The organism is Sulfitobacter sp. NFXS29 (assembly GCF_040148765.1).
In the GTDB taxonomy this organism is placed as follows: domain Bacteria; phylum Pseudomonadota; class Alphaproteobacteria; order Rhodobacterales; family Rhodobacteraceae; genus Sulfitobacter.
In genome coordinates, this window is sequence record NZ_JAGDED010000008.1 from 201671 (window position 1) to 213934 (window position 12264).

The window sequence follows — 12264 nt, forward strand, 5'->3', positions numbered from 1 at the left end:
CTTTGGAACGGAGCCTAGGCTGAGTCGCTTTTTCGTTCAAGGATAAATATTTTAGGCTTGAAGCAATTGAACGGTCTCGCGACTGGCAGGGCGTCGGATGCATTGAACCCGCAGCCCACAGCGCCTATGCCAGACGGAAATTCACGACGAGAGGCAGTGCGATGACCGATGTAAGCAAAGCAGACTGGCTGGCGGTTGAGATCCAAGACACGCGGTTGCAGGTCTGGGCGATGCAGGGCGGATCGGCGCTAGAGACCGCAACGGCGGAGTGCGACCCGGCGGGCTTGACCAGCGCCTCGACCTTTGACGCCGCGCTCAAGACACTCACCGCGCTATGGCAATTGCCGCGTTTGCCGGTCTTCTTGGCGGGCCTGCCCGTAAGCTGGACCGCCGCCGCACCCCGCATGGTGCCCTGCACCGCCACTGCCGAAGGTGCGACGCCTCTCCCCACAGAAAACTTCGACCTTCAGGTCATCCCCGCCCTGCGACAGCAAAGCCCCAGCGGGCTGCTGCAAGGGGCCGAGACCCGGATCGCGGGCTTTCTGAGCCTCAATAAAGACTGGGACGGGGTGATCTGTTTGCCGGGCGCGACTTCGGTCTGGGCGCAGATCAGCGCGGGCGAAGTGGTGAGCTTTCAGACTTTCCTGACCGGGGAATTGCTGGACCTTTTGGGCGACAGCACCCCTGCCGAGGGCACGGCGCTGGACGACACGGCCTTTGACGATGCGCTCAGCGATGGGCTGTCGCGACCCGAGCGGCTGGCAGGGCGTTTGGCCTCCATCCGGGCCGATCTGGCTTTGAAGGATATCCCGCCGCCGACGGCAGAGGCGCGGTTAGCTGGCACGCTGATCGGCGCGGAACTTGCGGCGGCGCGGGCCTATTGGCTGGGGCAAACACTGGCGGTGATCGGCACGGGCGGCGCGGCGCAGCTTTATCTCCGGGCCCTGACCCAACAGGGCGCACCGGCGACAGAGGCCGAGGGCAGCCGCATGGCGCTGGCCGGAATTTGCGCGGTGCGGCAGGCAGTTAAGGGGGGCTAACCCCCCTACGCGTCAGTCTTTCTTTGGCCCGTCGGTCTTTTTCTGCATGTCCAGATTAACGAGGTCTTCAAGCATATCCAGCAGGTCTTCCATCCGCTGCTTGCCGAAACGGGCTTCGAAATCCGAAAACAGCGCGGCGGCGTCGCCCGCGTGGTCTTGTAGCACCTGCTGGCCCTGATCGGTGATCGTGACGATAGATTTGCGCCCGTCGTCGGGATCACTGGCACGGCTCAACAGACCTTCTTGCTCCATCGCGCGCAGCATGCGGGTCAGGCTCGGCAGCAACAAACAGGCTTGCTGCGCCAGCGCTGTCTGCTCCATCGGGCCGGATTCCTCGACCACGCGCAGAACGCGAAACTTCTGTTCCGAGATGCCGCTTTCGTTCAGGATTTCCCGGATCGGCCCCATCACCCTTTCCCGCGCGCGCAAAAGCGCAATCGGAAGGGAGCGGGCAGTACGGCGCAGGGGGGGCATTGTGGCCATTCTTGACGGTTTCCTGATCGCTACTTACCAAGTCAAAGAGCGCCCAAAAGGGCGTGACGATCACCATAACCGCTACGGCATCATTCTTGAAGAGGGCAAGCCGCGCGGAACAACAGTGAGACAATACAACAACATGGGGCAGGAAATGCGGATGACAACCAGAATTCAAAACGACAGGAGCCGCGCATGAACTGGGAGGATTTCCGCCAGTGGGGCCGCCGTGCGGCCGATTGGGCCGCAGACTACCACGCGGGCCTGCGCAATGAGCCCGTCCGCGCACAGGTCGCCCCCGGTGCCGTGCTCTCTGCCCTGCCCGACGCCCCGCCCGAAGGGGCCGAGGCGATGCAGGCGATTTTCGACGATTTTGAGCAGACCATCATGCCCGGCATGACCCACTGGCAGCACCCCCGGTTCTTTGCGTATTTCCCGGCCAATGCCGCGCCTGTCTCGGTGCTGGCGGAATATTTCGTCTCTGCCATCGCGGCGCAGTGCATGCTGTGGCAAACCTCTCCGGCGGCGACAGAGCTGGAAACCCGCGTTTGCGATTGGATGCGCCAAGCGATCGGGCTGCCCGATGGGTTCACCGGGGTGATTCAAGACAGCGCCAGTTCCGCCACGCTTTGCGCCGTGCTGACGATGCGGGAGCGGGCATTGGATTGGCAGGGCAACAAGGCAGGTCTGTCGGGCCAGCCGCGCCTGCGGGTCTATTGCTCGGCCGAGGTGCACACGTCGGTCGACCGCGCCATTTGGATTGCGGGGCTGGGCGAAGAGAACCTTGTGCGCATCCCCACCCACGGCCCAACCCGCGCGATGGATGCGGACGCCTTGCGCGCCGCCATCGCTGCCGACCGCGCGGCGGGGCATCAGCCCGCGGGCATCATCGCCTGCACCGGCGGCACCAGCGCGGGGGCCAGCGATGATATCGCCGCCGTGATGGATGTGGCCGAGGCCGAGGGGCTTTATACCCATGTCGATGCCGCTTGGGCCGGATCGGCGATGATCTGCCCTGAGTTCCGCAGCCTCTGGGCCGGGGTCGAGCGGGCCGATTCCGTGGTTATGAACCCGCATAAATGGCTCGGCGCGCAGTTCGATTGCACCACCCATTTCCTGCGCAATCCCGACGATTTGGTCAGGACTTTGGCGATCCAGCCGGAGTACCTGAAGACCCACGGCGCGGATGGGATCGTGAACTATTCCGAATGGTCGGTCCCACTGGGCCGCCGCTTTCGCGCCCTGAAACTATGGTTTCTGATCCGCGCCCATGGGCTGGACGGGCTGCGCGAAATGATCCGAAACCATGTGACATGGGCGCAGGGCTTGGCCGCGCGGCTGGAGGCGACGGAGGGTTTTGAGGTCGTGACCCAGCCGATGCTCTCGCTCTTCACCTTCCGCCATCTCGCGACCGCAGACCTTGATGCGCACAACCGAGACCTCCTCAATCGCATCAACGACGATGGCCGCATTTACCTGACCCAGACCCGCATCGATGGGGACTTGGTGATCCGTTTTCAAGCAGGCGCCTTCACCGCCACGGCCGAGGATGTGGCCATGGCCTATGACGTAATCACCGAATTGGCTGCCGCTGGCACTTAAGGCGCGATCAGGCTGACACCCGGCATGGCGCGGATAATTTCGACATCCGCGTCATAAAGCGCCGTCATCCGCTCGACCAATTCCTCGGTCCAGCCGGGCATGTCGAGCTCTTCTTCGATCTCTTCTTCCAGCGCGTATTTGTCGAGAAACGCTGTGATCACACGCCGTTTCTGCGCCTCGGACATCTCTGGATGAGTGTCGAGATAGCCGCGGAACCGTCGCATCCCTTCTTCGGACATGATCGCGTGCAGCAGATCAAAGCCGCCTTTGATCTTGGTCTCCGGATCCAATCCTGCCATATCGCGGATGATCTGCGCCCAGATCAGCGGCGTATCTTCGTTGCACCAGACCGTGATCGGAATGCCCGGTGCCGCTTCACGCAATTGGGCAATCGTTTCAGACCAGCGCAGATCTTCCGGCCCCCGCTCCCCCCAGAAGGCCGCCGAAGTCTTGTCGGCCGCTTTGTCATAAAGCACCGGCACCAGCGACGCGGGGTTTCGGATCGCCATAAAGATGCGAATCTCGTCCTCGGGGAACAGCTGCGCCATGCGCAACATCCGAACGGCGGCGGCAGGATAGAGCACCCCCTCTTGCAGGGCCGTGGCGGGCGAGCGGAAGAAGTTCGCGTCCGACAGGATCACCCGGCTGGCTGTGCCCTCATCGAGAATTGCATCAAGCAAAACATCCCGCGCCACCTCAGAGGGCTCTGCCTTGTGCATCGCGTTGAGCGTATCGCGAAACAGATTGCGATAGGTGCTGGGCCCGGGCACTTTGACGCCGGTTTTGGCAAAATCATCCTGATTGCGCAGCAGGCATTTCAGCAGCCGCTCGTCTTCCGTGAAATGAACACCTGTGTGCAAAACGAGCTGCATGATACTCCGCTCAACCTTGAAAATCTTGGCGTTGAATAGCCCGTCCCGCGCCGCGTGTAAAATCCGAAAGAAACTCTCATTTCCCCTCTTGCACCCCCCGCGCCATTTCTCTAAATGAGCCCTCAGTGCCCCTATAGCTCAGCTGGTAGAGCAACTGATTTGTAATCAGTAGGTCCGCGGTTCGAGTCCGTGTGGGGGCACCATCAATATCTTATAAGTGATTGAAATAGAATGGTATTGCTGCGGACGTTGGATTTTGATCCACCCCGCAATCCACCTTTCTGTTGTCCTTAGAGGATAGTTCAACCGCTTTGATGCTGATAAATTGACGGTGGCTTTTGAAAGCTGTCAGCGAACGCTTATCAGTGTGTCAAAACGAACCAGATGCCAAGCGCCCATAGCGCTGCAATTGCCATACCAAACGCCAAGCGCTCGCGCACTTGCCCGGTATCACCCCCACGCTCACGCAATTTCCGCTTGCTGGCCGTTCTATTCTGCTCGTCGGATGCCATTGACCAAACCTAGACGCGATAAGTTGAGCAACAAGTCCCTAAGGTCGAAAATTGGGTAATTGTGTCTTTCTAGCTTTCGAGCACGTATGTGATCATCTCATACGCTGCTGCAATCCACAGCCCTACAATGGCGATTGCCCCGAGCCAGTGTGATAACTTCCAATGCTCGACGACACGAGCGAACAGGTTTCTATCGTTGTCACCATTAGACGACATAAGTCCCCCTCCGTGAATCAATTCCAGCCATAAAATTACAAGACGACTGAAGCGGAGAACAACCTGCGCGTGAGAGGTTTTAACATGTATTAAGTGCATCGCCACACTTGTTGGGATATCCAAACCATCGCTTCTCACGAAAGGTTCTGGCTTGCCCGATCAAGGCGAGGGCGCATCATCAAATATTGAAGGCTAGAACGAAACCGATCAACCACAACATGCCGACAGCCGCCGCAAACGCAATGCGCTCGAGCGTCCATCTGCCTGTCTGCCGCTTCGTTTTCTCGTCATTATCAGCCATGACGAGTAAGTGGACTGATCCAATGCGATGGTAAGCAAGCTGACTGAATAATTTGGCTAGCTCACTTTGGGACGGCGCTAGCTGCGCACTACGTAACCGACCACCTCATAGACGGCATAGCCCCAGAGAACGACTAAGGTTGCGATGGCCAACCAGTATGACCTCCGCCAGCGGCGAGCTTTATGGATGAAGCGAACTTCATCCTCGTTATTTTTAGAAGACATCCGACTTTAACGTACTTTCATTCTATGGGTACGGTTCGGGCCGCTTTCGCTAAGCTTCTAGCAGATATCGGGATGGCCGCTATAATCTATATTAACTCGAAACCACTAAATCTCGGAAATATTGAGACAAAACGGTTCAATTTCGCATGACTCCTGAACATGCAACGACCAGCGGCGGATCAGCCGGAAAAGAACGCAGATCAAACCACTTGAACCGCGTACCATCCGCATTGCGCTGGTCGCCCATGACAATCTGAGGAGCGTTCACCCTGTTGCGGATTAGCGCAGCGCGGAACGCTCGAAGGTCGATCAGCCACCACGCCTCTAAGCCCGTCTGATCGGTGTTGGAATGCCCGTAGAACATCCAATCCCCATTGCCGTTCACAATTTTGGAAAGCTCTGTCTGCGCGCCAGATGCCACCGCTGAGCGTATGGTGAACTGGTAGGGATAGCGATGCGCATATCCAGGACGCCTTACCCGTGCCGCAACCCGCATGTCGCGGGCATCCAGCATCATTAGGTCAGTAGCGTGAAAATGGTCGAAGGGGTCGGCAGCGGTTTCCAGCAGGTAGCCGCCGATTAACTGCTTAATCTCAGGCAAGAACCTGTCGGACCAGTTTCGGTTGTTCGTGTAGCAGTTCATTTCTGACAGCCTCCAATGCGGCCCCCACCGCGTAACCTACGCCCCGGCAGCGGGGCGCAGGCGGGTTCGTTAGGCCTTGGACCGCAGGTATTTGATCACGGCCTTCTGCGCGCGCGGATACTGCTCGCACAGCAATTCTCCGGCGCAATCCTCAACGCACCATTCAAGCATGGCGGCTGCATCTGCATCTGTCTTCGGCTCAAAGCAGGAAATGCGCTCAGCATACCATTCGATATTCTGATCAAGCTCGGCCAGCTCCGCAGGTTCAGATACCTGTTTGGTAGATTGCGCCTGTATCAGTGCGTCTCGGGTGCGCTTGGCTGCCTTCCATTTATCCAGCAGTTGCACGGCACCTGTCCTCTGATTGGCGTCCTCTTCCGGGCGCTCGCCTCTCAGTTCAACCAGTTCAAGGGTGCTGATCAGGTCCCCAACCATGTTCCCCGCCAGCTTGACCGTGTGCGCTGTCGCCTCTCCGTCTCCCGGTTGCTCGGGCGCGTCCCCCTCAAGGGAGCGCACACAAACGCGCAGAATGCTGCTGAGGTCGTATGCATTGGAAATTGCGGCTGCGAGGTTCGTGTTCATTGTACTGCCTCCCCTGCCAGACGACGTGCGCCGGTGCGCAAGTTGAGCATCGCAATGTAGGTTGGGTTGCTCATAGAGGCCTGCCAATCAGGCGACCCCATGTGCGAGACCGGCCCTTCGGTCTGCCAATGCATGTTTGCCAGCGCGGCCAACCCCTCAGCGGTCTTGGGCACATGCTTCAACATTTCAGCTTCGAGGCGATGCAGTTCTTCGATCATGTCATCAAGCAACGGGTCGCTGCCGTCCACGCTGTTGATCAGTTTGCGCAGTGGACGGCAACGGGCGTCTAGGTCAACCAGTGGGTCGCGGCTGCTCTCTGTAAGCCGTTCAGCATCGGTGCGAAGGGCAGCAATGGCTTCATCGAGCATGCCGTCGCAGATCAGTGCTTTCACCTTCCGCAAAGCATCCATCGGGGTCTGAGGCTCAATGGCCATGAGGGCGCGTTCAGCTTTGCCCACCGCCTCTGCGGCGTCACCGACTGCATCTTCACTCGTAGGTGACGTCTTACCACCATTCGCGGCCTGATATGCGTCTCCTACTGCGATAGCGGCCTCGTGGGCTTGGCGGGCCTCTTGCAGAGCATGTAGAGCGTGCTTGATATTGGACATGGGTACTTCCTCCGTTCGTGTGGCGTTCGGCCACGATTGTTTGATTGTCGGGAATTCAGGCGCGGTATCGTGGGCAATCCCCTCAACCGCTCTGCGTAAGATGGTCGCCGGATTGACTGAGCACAGCCCTCAGAGCAGCGCGTAGGACGCCGATGCGGGCATAGTCAGGCTGTGCCCAATGGGTCTTGCTTTCGAGGATGGCGATTTCGTTTTGGATGCAGACGACTTTCGGCGTTGCCTGCTCCTGCTTCTCCTGCCGCACTTCCATTGCCCGTTTGTGCTTGGCGTTCGCCCATGCGGCTTTAAGCGCGCGCCGCATGATGGTCCGGAACCCGTACAGGGCCACATTGGCTTTACGGACAATCTCCCAAGCGGCGTTCATGATGGCTTTGCGGTTGTATGTAGCTGCGGTGGTCATCCTTCAAATCCCTTGCCTTGCTCAAGTGTATAGCCCATAATTAGGCTATCAGCATAGTGCTGTCAACCTTATATTAGGCTAATAGCACATCAGAGTTAGGAGTTTTCATGTCCGACAGCATCACGCCCTTGCAAATTAGGCTCGCAAAAGCCGCTCTCGGCCTTTCGAATCCTGCATTGTCAGAAGCAACGGGTCTCAATCGGAACACTATTAACGCCGCCGAAAAGGTTGGGGGAAACCCGAGCCGATCCACGCGAATCCAACTGCGGCAATACTTCGAAGGGCAGGGCGTTATATTTGTACCCAAAAATGGTGGGCCTGAAGGGATACGTTTTGCTGAGGAAGGTTTGGGGCCGGATACGAAGGGTAAAGGGAATGACTGACATTGCCATAATCGACAGCCCGCTAAGCCAGTCCCTCATCGTGGAGGGGCATTGCTTCGACATCAAGATTTATCGAGGGGCGCATACCCTTTGGTCCCTGGAAGTCGTCAATGCCAAGGGGACAAGCTTTGTCTGGGACGAGCTATTTCCCACGGATGAGGATGCACTCGGTGCGGCGCTGGCGGACTTTGAGGCCAGCCCGGTAGAGGATTTTCTCGGCTGATAATAAACGGCCCCGGCGGCGAATTCATTGCTGGAAAAGGTGGTTATCAAACAGCCTGTGTACAGAGGCCGATCAAAAAATCAGTCCCCCTCCCCCCGTTACTCCCTAGTTTGAGTACGACAACACCGGAGGAATGTAACACAACATCGGAAGCCGGATTTCTCCAATGTTGTGATACTCTTCTCCGGTGTTCTTCTAACTAGTTTCCTGAAAAGTGTTACTCAGGGGCAAGTTCTAACACCCACTATAGTTCTTATTTCCGCTAGCTGTGATCGTGTATGTGCCGCCACGCGGGCCAACGTAGCACCGTGAGCTACTGCTGCGGCGGGGAGTTGCGCGGCGGTCAACGGGGAGCGCTTTCCGATACAGCCGTGTTGCCATCTTGCGCAACCAACATGTAAAATTGCGATACGCTTACCCAACTTGAGGCCAAATTGAGCATCTTTGGCCGGACCCGGCACAATATACTGCAACAGGCCTTAGGATTGACCAAAATGGCGTATAAATTCACAGATAAGGAATGGGGCACCCTTTCTACGGGACTAAAAAAGCTTCAAGCAGGACCTGATGAGTGGTCAGGCTTTGATTGGTTGCCCTGGTCTACTTTGCGGTCAGTATTAGATGCGAAAGCCGTCAGGGCGGCGTCTTTCTGGCTCATTCTTGTACCCATCCTCATAACTTTTTCCTCGGAGCTTCCTGAACGTTATTATGCAAATCCCTTTGGCGGCAAAGAAGATGTACCATTTGTTCTGAACATACCGTTCAATTGGTACCTGCTTTACTTTTCAGCCGCCTCCTTTGGCTTGGGGCGGCTGATCTATGTAGCATACTGCCCTGAGTTTATCCGAAAATACGGCTCATCGGCCGCAGCGTCTTCAGATGGAGTGACCGCAGAGCTGGTCAGGGACTACGCTTCAGACTACCTTTCCAGCATCAAGAAGGTGAATAGGATGAGCCCTGAGGGACTTCGGCTAAACCGTTTCCTGTTTGAACTTACCGGTGAGAACAATCTTGTTGGGCAACTTTGGGAATATAAATCAGACCTGAACCCTCTCCAAGTCAAGGCAGCGGGAGCACGCGTGCGTGAGATACCAGGGACGGGAACGTACTTAAGGTCAACGAAGTTGACCGGAGAGAAGAAAGAAGATCAGAAGCTTTTGACGAGCATTCTCTTGTGGAGGTTTATCGACTGGCTAAACTTCTCAAAGACTATAGCGAGGCCATTCTGCGCCATCCTTGTTGGTTTGGGTTTTATGTTCCTCGCAGTCCCTCTTGTTCAAGGATTTTGGGTGGTCGTTGAGGCGTTTACTAGTCAACTTCCAGAACGGTAGGATCGTAAGATCAAAATTGTGAGATAACGATCCGCTCTAGCCCGCATAGATTGCCAATGCTCGATTTCCTTTTGTCCATAAATACTCTTGAGGTTTTACGGATGGTTCCAATACGAGTTTCCAAATTTATGAAGCAGTTGTCGCTGTGCGCTCTTCTCGCTTTGTTTGCACCCCCTGCTTCTGGAGGGCCAGACGCAACCACAAACTACCTGATGAATACCCCAGCTACGCTGATGGACTTTGGCTTGTACAAATTGTCTTTGCGTATCCAATCGGTCCTAGGGAAAGGGTTTGCCAGTTATGATTGGGACACCAATGAAATACTAATACTTGTGATCGATTTCAGCACTCCTGCAGATCAAGTGAAGCAAATGTGCGTTGATACGATTGCCGATATTAGATTTGCTGCCAATGTAAGGGATGGAGCGGCGGTGGGCGGTTATAGCAACTTTTCACGGTTCTTCTCGCATGAGGGCTTTGTTAAAGGTGGGATGGAACAACACACCGAACGCATGATTGACTTGGATAAGAAGTTTCATATCAATTGCGTCACGGGGCACGATACATATGAAGCGCCTCTTGTAGGGACTGGCTATAGTTTGCGGGTTTCGCAGGATTGACGGATTACTTTCGCACGAGAAGTTTATGTGTCGGCGAGTTTCAGATGCCTTGGCTAGCGGCGCTGAAGGAAGCGCGCAAGACTAGGCTGTGACATAAAATCTTATTGAACGAGGGCTTGCCCCCCCCCTGCATTGTAAAGTAGGCCATTCTCGCACTTGCAACGCGGGTTCTTTGCTTCTGTTCGTGCTCGGATATTCCGTCTACGTAAGCCGCTGTTTCTCTATGGCTTCGTAGAGTTGATCAACTGTAATTCCAACAAGGTCGGAGATTTCTTGTGCTAGAGCGGTTGCTTCTTGGACATCGCTGATCAAATCAATAGGCACTTGAACAAACTCAGAGTAGCACGAAGCAGCGAAGTATTGTCTACATCTTTCATTAGCTAAGAGGTCGCAAAGTCTCTGCAGCATCGGATGTGTATCGTTCTGAACTGGCTGATCTACATCGAAAAACTTATCTACCCCTTGGAGTGGTTGCGCTTTGCCCCCGAACGCGGATTTTGAGATAATATGTCCCACGATTGAACACCTCGCCATAACAGCCAATTGCAAAGGTACACCGGACTCCCGTAGCGCCTCTGAAATTGCGTTCATCCCGTCGGTAATTTGATCAGCCGCGCTGTTTTTAACGATTCGATTCAGCCCATCCTCATAGAATGATTTATCCAATCCCGTCCGCGCAATGTATGCCTGAACGAAAGGGAAGTCACTTGAAGCCGCACCATCAAGTTCATAGGCAATGACGTCTGCAGTAGCGCCATACTTGCGACAACAAGCCTCTACGAAGCGTGCCGTACAGATCATTAGCGGGCCGTTGAGCGACTTTGGCAGACCCTTGCGTATAGGTGTGGCTGGCTGCTGCCTAATTTGGTCGACTAAGTTGTCAAACCCGAAACCAGCTCTGTCGGCAGCTTCAAGTAGCCACAAGGTCTCTATGGCTTTGTCATGCCCTGCCGCTGCGGCTTTGTACCAGCAGTCCGCTGCGATATTAAAATCGTAAGGTGAAACCGCCCCCGCGCCCCATAGGAGCGAGAGGTTGTATGTAGCGGACTTATGACCTGAACTCATCGCCTGTGAGAACTTTAGGCTAGCCTTTGGCAGGTCCCCTCTTTTCAGATGTCTTAAGCCCTGCTGATAGGCCTGCTCGGCAGGATCTTCCTTCGACCCAAATCTTGAGAAAAGAGGCATAATATAACCTTTTAAAATTGCGAATTAAACTATCGAAAAATAACTGCGATTAGATGAGGCGAAAAAGGAAAGCGATAGGCTCTTCGCCTTGAAATAGGCTGCCTTATCTGACCGTAACCGTATAGTTAGCTGACCTTCTTGGTTGCGGGCCGTATTATATCCCAGATTAGGGCTGCGCCCCCAAGAATGGGCATAATGAGCGCAAGAAAAAATGTCCCTGCACCATAAAGTGCTGGGCGTCGACCCTTGCGTTGAGCAACGAAGTACGCGCCAAGGCCGATGGGTGCTGCGAGTGTGAGATTAAATAAAAACTGAGCTATGATTTCACCGGTCATCTCCAGCGTACCTCCTAAATAAAAATTCAACTTTTCCGGTGCATTGTGGGGATGCCAAGCGGCTCTGGTAAGGAATAAGTTTGTCTAATTCTGGGCGTTCGAGTTGCCATTACTTCGGCACCTGGAAAAGTTGTTTCATCGGCCCATCAATGTCCGTCTCCACTTCGAAAGAGAGAGTCCGAACCGCGAGAGCGTAGAGCCACAGCTCAGCATCAGGGCTATTCGTTTCTTTGAAGCGCTCCGACGCATCAGCAATCTGACTGCAATAGCTCACATATGCATCTACACTGTGCGGCGGCGGTATCTCATTGAGGTACTTCCCGAAGAGGCTACACCTTGCGTCTGTGGCCCGCGAAGGCATGAGGTTGCGGAGGGTTTCCGAAGCCTCAGCCTCGGAAAACACATCAGATGACCACTGCATCATTCTGCCCCAATCGCTGCCGCTGTTCCGACGAAGTAGGGCGCAAGACGGCTCTTCTGCTTTGGCGTTAGCTTCACGCTTCCGGTATCGACCAATAGGAGGCGGAACAATTCAGGGTCCGTCACCGCGTCGATAAGCAGCTTCTCGGCCTTATCATTCTGGAGATTGCCTAGCACGCTTTTCATCCGGCTCGACGCCATGTTTGCAGTCTGGATGGATGCACCACTGCTTCCCCCGCCCATCTTTGCGCCCTGCTTAGCTGCGATGACCCGTG

At 55.7% G+C, this 12264-nt stretch carries 15 protein-coding genes and 1 tRNA gene; 8 read left to right on the top strand and 8 right to left on the bottom strand.

Translation table 11 applies throughout. The annotated features are described in order from the left end of the window. The first annotated feature begins 161 nt into the window (after positions 1-161). The gene (locus J3456_RS14025; protein ID WP_349580753.1) at positions 162-1040 is read left to right on the top strand and encodes a 2-dehydro-3-deoxygalactonokinase; all 879 of its coding nucleotides are present in this window, start codon (positions 162-164) and stop codon (positions 1038-1040) included. A gap of 12 nt (positions 1041-1052) precedes the next feature. On the opposite strand, the gene hpaR is transcribed toward J3456_RS14025, so the two are convergent. After that, entirely contained in the window at positions 1053-1523 is a 471-nt protein-coding gene (gene hpaR / locus J3456_RS14030) for a homoprotocatechuate degradation operon regulator HpaR (RefSeq protein ID WP_236627358.1), read from the bottom strand. On the opposite strand from hpaR, the gene J3456_RS14035 reads away from it, so the two are divergent. Continuing rightward, on the top strand, positions 1516-1713 hold the full coding sequence (locus J3456_RS14035) for a hypothetical protein (RefSeq protein WP_349580754.1): 198 nt from the start codon (positions 1516-1518) through the stop codon (positions 1711-1713). The two genes, hpaR and J3456_RS14035, sit on opposite strands and share 8 nt — an antisense overlap. Further along, positions 1710-3116, top strand: a complete 1407-nt coding sequence (locus tag J3456_RS14040) for a pyridoxal phosphate-dependent decarboxylase family protein (protein ID WP_349580755.1) — start codon at positions 1710-1712, stop codon at positions 3114-3116. The genes J3456_RS14035 and J3456_RS14040 overlap by 4 nt, the downstream gene beginning before the upstream one ends. Here the strand turns inward: J3456_RS14040 and J3456_RS14045 are convergent. Then, positions 3113-3988, bottom strand: a complete 876-nt coding sequence (locus J3456_RS14045; RefSeq protein WP_349580756.1) for a hypothetical protein — start codon at positions 3986-3988, stop codon at positions 3113-3115. The two genes, J3456_RS14040 and J3456_RS14045, sit on opposite strands and share 4 nt — an antisense overlap. Before the next feature lie 127 nt (positions 3989-4115). Between J3456_RS14045 and J3456_RS14050 the strand changes: the two genes are divergently transcribed. Beyond that, positions 4116-4191: transfer RNA gene (locus tag J3456_RS14050), tRNA-Thr, on the top strand. Positions 4192-5377: 1186 nt separating this feature from the next. Here J3456_RS14050 and J3456_RS14055 read toward each other — a convergent pair. From J3456_RS14055 to J3456_RS14070, 4 genes are all read right to left on the bottom strand, one after another. Continuing rightward, on the bottom strand, positions 5378-5884 hold the full coding sequence (locus J3456_RS14055) for a hypothetical protein (RefSeq protein WP_349580757.1): 507 nt from the start codon (positions 5882-5884) through the stop codon (positions 5378-5380). A gap of 69 nt (positions 5885-5953) precedes the next feature. Then, on the bottom strand, positions 5954-6466 hold the full coding sequence (locus J3456_RS14060; RefSeq protein WP_349580758.1) for a hypothetical protein: 513 nt from the start codon (positions 6464-6466) through the stop codon (positions 5954-5956). After that, positions 6463-7074, bottom strand: coding sequence for a hypothetical protein (locus J3456_RS14065; protein WP_349580759.1), 612 nt, complete (start codon positions 7072-7074; stop codon positions 6463-6465). Before J3456_RS14065 ends, J3456_RS14060 begins: the two co-directional genes overlap by 4 nt. 82 nt (positions 7075-7156) lie before the next feature. Beyond that, complete coding sequence (locus J3456_RS14070) at positions 7157-7492, bottom strand: hypothetical protein (RefSeq protein WP_349580760.1); 336 nt, start codon at positions 7490-7492, stop codon at positions 7157-7159. 107 nt (positions 7493-7599) lie between these two features. Between J3456_RS14070 and J3456_RS14075 the strand changes: the two genes are divergently transcribed. The 4 genes from J3456_RS14075 (at position 7600) to J3456_RS14090 (ending at position 10049) form a co-directional block, all read left to right on the top strand. Further along, the gene (locus tag J3456_RS14075) at positions 7600-7875 is read left to right on the top strand and encodes a helix-turn-helix domain-containing protein (protein WP_349580761.1); all 276 of its coding nucleotides are present in this window, start codon (positions 7600-7602) and stop codon (positions 7873-7875) included. After that, on the top strand, positions 7868-8098 hold the full coding sequence (locus tag J3456_RS14080; protein WP_349580762.1) for a hypothetical protein: 231 nt from the start codon (positions 7868-7870) through the stop codon (positions 8096-8098). The genes J3456_RS14075 and J3456_RS14080 overlap by 8 nt, the downstream gene beginning before the upstream one ends. Before the next feature lie 494 nt (positions 8099-8592). Then, complete coding sequence (locus J3456_RS14085) at positions 8593-9429, top strand: hypothetical protein (protein WP_349580763.1); 837 nt, start codon at positions 8593-8595, stop codon at positions 9427-9429. A 56-nt stretch (positions 9430-9485) separates the two neighbouring features. Beyond that, on the top strand, positions 9486-10049 hold the full coding sequence (locus J3456_RS14090) for a hypothetical protein (protein ID WP_349580764.1): 564 nt from the start codon (positions 9486-9488) through the stop codon (positions 10047-10049). A gap of 201 nt (positions 10050-10250) precedes the next feature. Here J3456_RS14090 and J3456_RS14095 read toward each other — a convergent pair whose 3' ends face one another. Together J3456_RS14095 and J3456_RS14100 are read right to left on the bottom strand one after the other, a co-directional pair. Then, a complete protein-coding gene (locus J3456_RS14095) occupies positions 10251-11234 on the bottom strand; it encodes a hypothetical protein (RefSeq protein ID WP_349580765.1) in 984 nt (327 codons plus the stop codon). Between the two features lie 755 nt (positions 11235-11989). Then, the coding region (locus J3456_RS14100) for a hypothetical protein (protein ID WP_349580766.1) at positions 11990-12264 on the bottom strand (275 nt) is incomplete at its 5' end.

Bases quoted from the DNA above. Each gene is read 5' to 3' on its own strand.
- J3456_RS14045 (WP_349580756.1), bottom strand. From the start codon at position 3,988: ATGCAGCTCGTTTTGCACACAGGTGTTCATTTCACGGAAGACGAGCGG.
- J3456_RS14070 (WP_349580760.1), bottom strand. From the start codon at position 7,492: ATGACCACCGCAGCTACATACAACCGCAAAGCCATCATGAACGCCGCT.
- J3456_RS14025 (WP_349580753.1), top strand. From the start codon at position 162: ATGACCGATGTAAGCAAAGCAGACTGGCTGGCGGTTGAGATCCAAGAC.
- J3456_RS14065 (WP_349580759.1), bottom strand. From the start codon at position 7,074: ATGTCCAATATCAAGCACGCTCTACATGCTCTGCAAGAGGCCCGCCAA.
- hpaR (WP_236627358.1), bottom strand. From the start codon at position 1,523: ATGGCCACAATGCCCCCCCTGCGCCGTACTGCCCGCTCCCTTCCGATT.
- J3456_RS14075 (WP_349580761.1), top strand. From the start codon at position 7,600: ATGTCCGACAGCATCACGCCCTTGCAAATTAGGCTCGCAAAAGCCGCT.
- J3456_RS14085 (WP_349580763.1), top strand. From the start codon at position 8,593: ATGGCGTATAAATTCACAGATAAGGAATGGGGCACCCTTTCTACGGGA.
- J3456_RS14080 (WP_349580762.1), top strand. From the start codon at position 7,868: ATGACTGACATTGCCATAATCGACAGCCCGCTAAGCCAGTCCCTCATC.
- J3456_RS14055 (WP_349580757.1), bottom strand. From the start codon at position 5,884: ATGAACTGCTACACGAACAACCGAAACTGGTCCGACAGGTTCTTGCCT.
- J3456_RS14095 (WP_349580765.1), bottom strand. From the start codon at position 11,234: ATGCCTCTTTTCTCAAGATTTGGGTCGAAGGAAGATCCTGCCGAGCAG.
- J3456_RS14090 (WP_349580764.1), top strand. From the start codon at position 9,486: ATGCTCGATTTCCTTTTGTCCATAAATACTCTTGAGGTTTTACGGATG.
- J3456_RS14060 (WP_349580758.1), bottom strand. From the start codon at position 6,466: ATGAACACGAACCTCGCAGCCGCAATTTCCAATGCATACGACCTCAGC.
- J3456_RS14040 (WP_349580755.1), top strand. From the start codon at position 1,710: ATGAACTGGGAGGATTTCCGCCAGTGGGGCCGCCGTGCGGCCGATTGG.